At 57.1% G+C, this 6,982-nt stretch carries 5 protein-coding genes and 1 pseudogene; 5 read left to right on the top strand and 1 reads right to left on the bottom strand.

Annotation, left to right across the window (positions count from 1 at the left end):
- Positions 1–208: pseudogene (locus NP596_RS18860) on the bottom strand (hypothetical protein); the annotation flags it as partial.
- An 881-nt stretch (positions 209–1,089) separates the two neighbouring features.
- Here NP596_RS18860 and hyfB point away from each other — a divergent pair.
- The 5 genes from hyfB to NP596_RS18835 all read left to right on the top strand — a co-directional run.
- Positions 1,090–3,210 carry a hydrogenase 4 subunit B gene (hyfB, locus tag NP596_RS18855; RefSeq protein WP_256616951.1) on the top strand — a complete coding sequence of 707 codons (2,121 nt, stop codon included), beginning with the start codon at positions 1,090–1,092 and terminating at the stop codon, positions 3,208–3,210.
- The gene (locus tag NP596_RS18850) at positions 3,207–4,151 is read left to right on the top strand and encodes a respiratory chain complex I subunit 1 family protein (protein ID WP_256616950.1); all 945 of its coding nucleotides are present in this window, start codon (positions 3,207–3,209) and stop codon (positions 4,149–4,151) included. Before hyfB ends, NP596_RS18850 begins: the two co-directional genes overlap by 4 nt.
- Positions 4,151–4,828, top strand: coding sequence for a formate hydrogenlyase (locus NP596_RS18845; protein ID WP_256616949.1), 678 nt, complete (start codon positions 4,151–4,153; stop codon positions 4,826–4,828). Before NP596_RS18850 ends, NP596_RS18845 begins: the two co-directional genes overlap by 1 nt.
- Positions 4,825–6,288: a hydrogenase 4 subunit F gene (locus tag NP596_RS18840; protein ID WP_256616948.1), complete on the top strand. Its 1,464-nt coding sequence runs from the start codon at positions 4,825–4,827 to the stop codon at positions 6,286–6,288. Before NP596_RS18845 ends, NP596_RS18840 begins: the two co-directional genes overlap by 4 nt.
- The coding region (locus tag NP596_RS18835; RefSeq protein ID WP_256616947.1) for an NADH-quinone oxidoreductase subunit C at positions 6,285–6,982 on the top strand (698 nt) is incomplete at its 3' end. The genes NP596_RS18840 and NP596_RS18835, both read left to right, overlap by 4 nt.

Raw genomic sequence — 6,982 nt, 5'->3', positions numbered from 1 at the left:
CGGAGGCCAGGCGGTCGAGGGCGTCATAGCTCAGGGTGAGATTGGCGCCGCCGCTGCGTTGGGTCTGGTTGCCGGCGTTGTCGTAGTTGTAGCCGGCCAGGATGGCGCCGGTGTCGCTGCCGTTGCGGACTTGGGTCAGCTGCTGGGCGGCGTCGTACAGGTAACGGCGGACACTGCCGTCCGAACAAAACGGGGTCAGGTCTTGCAACAGAGCATCCTCAGTTAATCTGAAGGGCTGGTAAGCATTCACTCAGGTCACTGAGCGTCAGAATCCAGTCGTCCGCAACTGGCCGTAGTGGCGCAGACATAAAGTCGATTTGCTTGCGGAAAAGCTGCCATTCGCCGAACTTTATGATGGAAAATTTCGCAAGCATCCTCGGTGGCCGGTATCGGCCGATTACGACTGTTCAATTCCGACCCGGCTTATACGGAACACGCCGATTCATACCCCGCAAACCAACAATATTTTGCACAAATCGGGCGGATTCCACCCTTGCGGTAAATTCAGGTTTCCAATATCAGAATGCAAATAGCCTTAAGGCGATTTCCCGCGAAAAACATACCCTGCTGACAGGTCTTTTTGTCCATCTACCGCGGCTCAAAAAAGTTTACATAGCGCAACCATGCGCCCTTTTTCGCACTTTGCAGCCGAACAAAAATCCGGCGCCATTCGGGTTCATTTATTCTTAGCAATCGCCTAATAAAATCGCGGCCGCCGAGAACGCCCGCCCCGCCGGTTCAAAGCAACCATTTAAAGGCGGTTCAAATAAGCCGCAAACGAGCGGGCATCGGCCCCGCGGACGGACAATTCCAGGCAGGCTAGCGGTGTTACCGGCCATTCCGCCGGTTGGCTCGGACTTTGCTTTGTTGGATTTACCGCAACCCGTGTAACGAGCAACATTGTGATGAACCATTCCAACGCCGGCGCGCCCGATGCCGGCATCGCGGCGGCACTCGCGATGCCGCACCTGCAATACCCATCCGGCCGATTGGCTGTATATTGTCCGTCAAGCCAGGATTTAACAGGATCGGCCGGCAATAGGCGGCCGAATTGTATTTTTGCCAATCTCAGCCTTTAGAGCGAATCAGATGACGATTTTGATGCCGGCGTATGCCGCCGTGTTGTTCAGCTTTGCTTCGGGCCTGCTGGCGTTGATGACCCACCGCCGCCCCTTGTTGGAGTCGTTATGCTTGCGTTATGCGGCCCGCTTTCCCGGCCGGATTCCGCTGGTCGGCCTGCTTGAAGAAAGCCGCTATCCCATTCGGCTGCGGCAAGCGGTATTCGTCTTGTTGGGCATATCCGGCCTATTGGCGGTGTTGGCCGGCAGCGCGGCACTCGTCAGCCCATCCGCGGTTACCGATCAAATCGGCCTGGGTTTGCCCTGGCTGCCCTGGCATGTGCGCTTCGACGGCCTGTCGGGTTTTTTCTTTCTGATTATCGGCATTGCCGTGATCGCTGTCAGCGTTTACGGGCCCGGCTATGTTCGGGCTTATCAGGAAGAAAAACACCCTTTCGCGGTGCTGGGCTTATTCACCGGTTTATTCGTGGCCGGCATGTTGCTGGTGCTGTTGGCCGACGATGCTTTCTTTTTCATGATCGCCTGGGAGCTGATGTCTGTCGCCAGCTATTTTCTGGTGGCGTTTCAGCATGAAAATCCGGCCAACCGCAGGGCGGCTTTTCTGTACCTGCTGATGGCCGAAGTCGGCGCCTTGGCCATCATTCTGGGCTTCGGGGTGCTGGCCGGTTTCAGCGACGGGCTGACTTTCGATGCCTTGCGGCAGACCAATCTGTCGACCGGCTGGGCCAGCATCGCTTTCGTACTGGCCTTGCTGGGCTTCGGCATGAAGGCCGGCATCGTGCCGATTCATGTCTGGCTGCCGGAAGCGCATCCGGTGGCGCCCTCGCATATCTCGGCCTTGATGAGCGGCGTGATGTTGAAAGTCGCCGTCTACGGCCTGATCCGCTTTTGTTTCGATTTACTGGCCGACGCGCAATGGCAATGGGGCGTGGTGTTATTGGTGCTGGGTACGATCTCGGCCCTGGGCGGCATTTTGTACGCCATGATGCAACCCAATTTGAAACGCCTGTTGGCCTACAGTTCGGTGGAAAATATCGGCATCATTTTCATGGTGCTGGGCTTGGCGATGATTTTCTTGGCCAACGGTTTCCCGCAACTGGCGGCCCTGGGTTTACTGGCGGCCTTGTTGCATGCCTTCAACCACGCCTTGTTCAAAAACCTGCTGTTTTTGGGCGCCGGCATACTGCAGCACCAAGTTCATAGCCTGGATATAGACAGCATGGGCGGCCTGATCAAACGCATGCCGCAAACCAGCTTCCTGTTTTTGATCGGCTGCATGAGCATTTCCTCGTTGCCGCTGTTTAACGGTTTCGTTTCCGAATGGCTGGCCTTCCAGACCGCCTTGCAGGTGGATGTACTGGACAATGGCGTGTTGCGCAGCCTGATTCCGGTGTCGGCCGCGGCCCTGGCCTTGACGGCGGCCTTGGCGGCGGCCTGCTTCGTCAAGGTGTTCGGCTTGATATTTTTGGGCCTGCCGCGTTCGCGCCACAGTGAAAAAGCTCAGGAAGTGGAGGATAAAGGCATGCTGTTGGCCCTGAAGTTATTGGCCGGCCTGTGTTTCTTTTTCGGCATTTTTCCAACGCTGATCATCGGTGCGCTGAATACTGTCGCCAAACAACTCATAGGCCAGGTTTTGCCCAACGCTACCCTGCTGAGCTGGATGTGGCTGGCGCCGGTATCGGCCCAAAATGCCTCCTATTCCCCCATCCTGGTACTGATCGGCGTACTGATCGCCACCGGCTTTACCTTTTGGTATTTGCGGCGCAATCCGGACACCAAAACCATGCGCCGCTCGGCCGCCTGGGATTGCGGCTTCGGCGGCTTGAATGCGCGCATGCAATACAGCAGCAGCGCCTTTACCATGCCGTTCCGGCGCATCTTCGCCAAGGTCTGGCTGATAGACGAACAAATCGACAAAGATATGCAGGGGGCGCAGGATATGGATGTCGCGGCCATCCATTACCGCTTGCAGGTTCAGGACCACAGCTGGCCCAAGCTGTATCAACCCATCGCTCACGGCATCAATGCCGCGGCCCGGCTGGTCGGCCGTATCCAAACCGGCAATATCCGGGTTTACCTGGGCTATTCGTTTGTTACCTTAATCGTCATGCTCTGGGTGGTCAGCCTATGAACTGGTTACTTGCCGTTATCCAAACCCTGCTGTTCGTGGCGCTGGCCCCGCTGTTGAGCGGCTGGCTGAAGTGGTGCAAATGCCATTTGCAAAACCGTAAAGCGCCTTCCCTGCTGCAGCCTTATCGCGATCTGCTGAAATTGATACGCAAACAACCGGTGGTAGCGGAACACGCTTCGTGGATCTTCACCCGCTCGCCTTACATCATCTTTTCAGCCATGGTGCTGGCCGCTTCGGTGGTGCCGCTGATTGCGGTGGACTTACCCACCGCCGCCAGCGCCGACGTGATCGTATTGGTGGGTTTTTTCGCCTTTGCCCGCTTTTTCCTGGCCCTGGCCGGACTGGACATCGGCACCGCGTTCGGCGGCATGGGCGCGTCGCGGGAAATGACCATTTCCTCCTTGGCGGAACCGGCCATGCTGATGGCGGTTTTCACGCTGACCATGACCGCCTCCACCACCAACCTGTCGCTGGCGATAACGCATGTGCTGAACGAAGGCTTGGTGCTGCGGCCTTCGTTTATCTTTGCAATGTTTGCGTTAATTCTGGTCGCCATCGCCGAGACCGGCCGGGTGCCAGTCGATAACCCGACCACGCATTTGGAACTGACCATGATCCACGAGGCGATGATTTTGGAGTACAGCGGCCGGCATTTGGCGCTGATCGAATGGGCCAGCCAACTGAAATTGATGCTGTACGGCGTGCTGATTGCCAACATCTTTTTGCCTTGGGGCATCGCCCGGGATTTTTCGCTGCATGCGCTGGGATACGGCTTGCTGGCCGTGAGCGGCAAGCTGGCGGTATTGGCGATCATGCTCGCTATCTCCGAAACCCTGGTGGCGAAAATGCGCCTGTTTCGGGTGCAGGAATACCTCAGCTTCGCGTATTTGCTGGGCCTATTGGGCATGCTGAGCCACATCATTCTGGAGGCCTCGCGCTGATGAATATCGAACAACAGGATTTTTATACCCAGGCCATTTTGTCGATGGCGGCCCTGGTGGGACTGACCTCTTTTCTGATGCTGGGCCAGGGCCGTTTATTGCGGCTGATTTTCGTGTTCGCGCTGCAAGGCTTGCTGTTGACGCTGACCACGGCACTGGCCGCCTACAGCCTGGACAGCCCCCATCTTTACATATCGGCGATGTTGACCCTGATCCTGAAGGTGATCTTCATCCCCTGGATGCTGCGGCGACAAGTGCTATTGATGAACATGCACCGCGATGTGGAAGCCTTGAAAAACAATACCGCCGTAATGCTGGGCGGCGCCGGTCTGATGGTGTTCAGCTATTACGTGCTGCATCCCATCGTGCAAACCTCGTCGGCGATCATGCTGAATGCCTTGGCCGTCAGCCTGTCGGTGGTATTGCTGGGCATGTTGCTGATGATCTCGCACCGGCAGGCCGTGGCCCATGTGGTCGGCTTCATGGCTATCGAAAACGGTTTGTTCTTTGCCGCCATCGTCGCCACCAAGGGCATGCCCATGGTGGTGGAACTGGGGGTTGCTTTCGACGTGCTGGTGGCGGCGGTACTGTTCGGTATCTTTTTCTTTCATATCCGCACCAGCATAGACTCGCTGGATGTCGACCGCCTGAACCGTCTGCACGAGGTAGACCAATGATTGCCGCCTATCTGGTGTTATCGATTCCGTTCGCCGGTATCCTGTTTTTTGCCTTTGCCGGCCACAGGCAGGAGACCGGCCGATTGAACGTGCGCTTCAATGCGGTCACGCTGGCGGCGACGGTCTGGCTGGTGATAAACGTGCTGAATAACGGTACCCTTTTGTCGGCCGGCAAGGCCTTCATCGTCGACTCCTTCAATGTCTATTTGATCGTGCTGACCGCCTTCATCGGCCTGACCACGGCGATTTTTTCCGCGCCTTACATGGAACACGAAAAACAGCTGGGCAAGCTGACCGAAAAGCGCCTGAAACTCTACTACTCGATGTATCAGGGCTTCATGCTGGCCATGTATCTGGTGTTGACCACCAACAACATGGGCGTGATGTGGGTGGCTATGGAAGGCGCCACATTGGCGACGGTATTGCTGGTCAGCCTGTACCGCACCCCGGAATCGATAGAAGCGGCCTGGAAATATTTCATTCTGTGCGGGGTCGGTATCGCCCAAGCCCTGTTCGGCACCATTTTGCTATATTACGCCGCCGTGCAAATCGGCGACGGCGACAACGCCTTGCTGTGGTCGGTGCTGTTCGACAACGCCCGGCAATTGAATCCGGAAATTCTGGAGATTGCCTTTGTATTCATGCTGATCGGTTACGGTACCAAAATCGGCTTGGTGCCGCTGCATAACTGGCTGCCCGACGCCCATTCCGAAGGCCCCACGCCGATGTCGGCGGTATTGTCCGGCCTATTATTGAACGATGCCCTGTATGCCGTGGTGCGCAATAAAATGCTGGTCGACGGCGCCACCCAGGGCAATCTGGCCGGTTTGCTGATGATGGGCTTCGGCCTGCTGTCTTTTTTGGTGGCCGCCTTGTTTCTACATCGGCAAAAAGACATCAAACGCCTGTTCAGTTATTCGTCCATCGAGCACATGGGGGTGATGACCTTCGCCTTCGGCATGGGCGGCCCTCTGGCGACCTTTGCCGCCTTGCTGCACATGACGGTACATTCCCTGACCAAATCGGCCATCTTCGTCACCGTCGGCCATGCCGCGCAACTGGCCGGCACCCAGAATATGGAGCGGATACGCGGCTTGATCAAAACCCAGCCCAAGATCGGCTGGGGCTTGTTGATAGGCACCGTGGCAATCGCCGGCTTTCCGCCGTTCGGCGTCTTCACCAGCGAATTTCTGGTGTTATTGGCTACCATGCACAGTTATCCCTGGCTGGCGCCCTTGCTGTTGTTAGGCATAGGCGTCGCCTTTGCCGGCTTGTTCCGCCATATTCAACCCATGGTCTATGGCGAAAATCCCGAAGGCCAATTGCCGATCAAGGCCAATCTATGGCCGGTGATGGTACATCTGGCGCTGGTGTTGTGGCTGGGTCTGGCCATACCCGACTTTCTGGCCAACTGGTTTTCGCAGGCCACACTGTTAATCTCCGGGAGTATGCCGTTATGAGCACTCTAAACTGGACTGAGACATTCAGCCACGCACTGGATGCGGCCGGTGTGGTAATCGAAACTCAAAGCCAAACTTCGAATTCCATTTCGCTCTGGCAAATAGCCGGCCGCCACTGGCAAAAGCTGGCCGAATCGGCCATGACCCATCGACTGCGCTGGTCCGCCGGGTGGGCCGAGCAAGAGGGCGATCGCTTTATCGTGCATGCCCTGTTTGAAAAACAAGGCGTTTATCTGCGGATACACACGCACATCGACCTTGCCAAGCCGGAGTTGCCCAGCCAAGCTACGGTGTATCCGGCCGCCAACCGCAGCGAGCGTCACACTCAGGATATGTTCGGCATCAAATTCGCCGGGCACCCGGACAACCGGCCCTGGACCCGGCACAAAGCCTGGGACAAACACCAATATCCGCTACGCAAGGCATTTGCCATGCAAGGCCGACCGGAAGCGGTTACACCGCCGGATATGGATTATGCCTTCGTCAAATCGCATGGCGCCGGCACCTACGAAATTCCGGTCGGCCCGGTACACGCTGGCATCATAGAACCCGGCCATTTCCGCTTTCAGGCCGTCGGCGAGCTGATCCTGAATCTGGAAGAACGCTTGGGTTACGTGCATAAAGGCATCGAAAAAATCGCCGAGGGCAGATCGCCCGAAGCGCTGGCGCGGCTGGCCGGCAGGGTGTCCGGCGA

It is taken from the genome of Methylomonas rivi (genome assembly GCF_024505165.1).
GTDB lineage: Bacteria > Pseudomonadota > Gammaproteobacteria > Methylococcales > Methylomonadaceae > Methylomonas > Methylomonas rivi.
The sequence above is the reverse complement of the archived record's forward strand: the minus strand, read 5'-3'. Positions and strand labels throughout refer to the sequence as shown.

Bases quoted from the DNA above. Each gene is read 5' to 3' on its own strand.
- hyfB (WP_256616951.1), top strand. From the start codon at position 1,090: ATGACGATTTTGATGCCGGCGTATGCCGCCGTGTTGTTCAGCTTTGCT.
- NP596_RS18850 (WP_256616950.1), top strand. From the start codon at position 3,207: ATGAACTGGTTACTTGCCGTTATCCAAACCCTGCTGTTCGTGGCGCTG.
- NP596_RS18845 (WP_256616949.1), top strand. From the start codon at position 4,151: ATGAATATCGAACAACAGGATTTTTATACCCAGGCCATTTTGTCGATG.
- NP596_RS18840 (WP_256616948.1), top strand. From the start codon at position 4,825: ATGATTGCCGCCTATCTGGTGTTATCGATTCCGTTCGCCGGTATCCTG.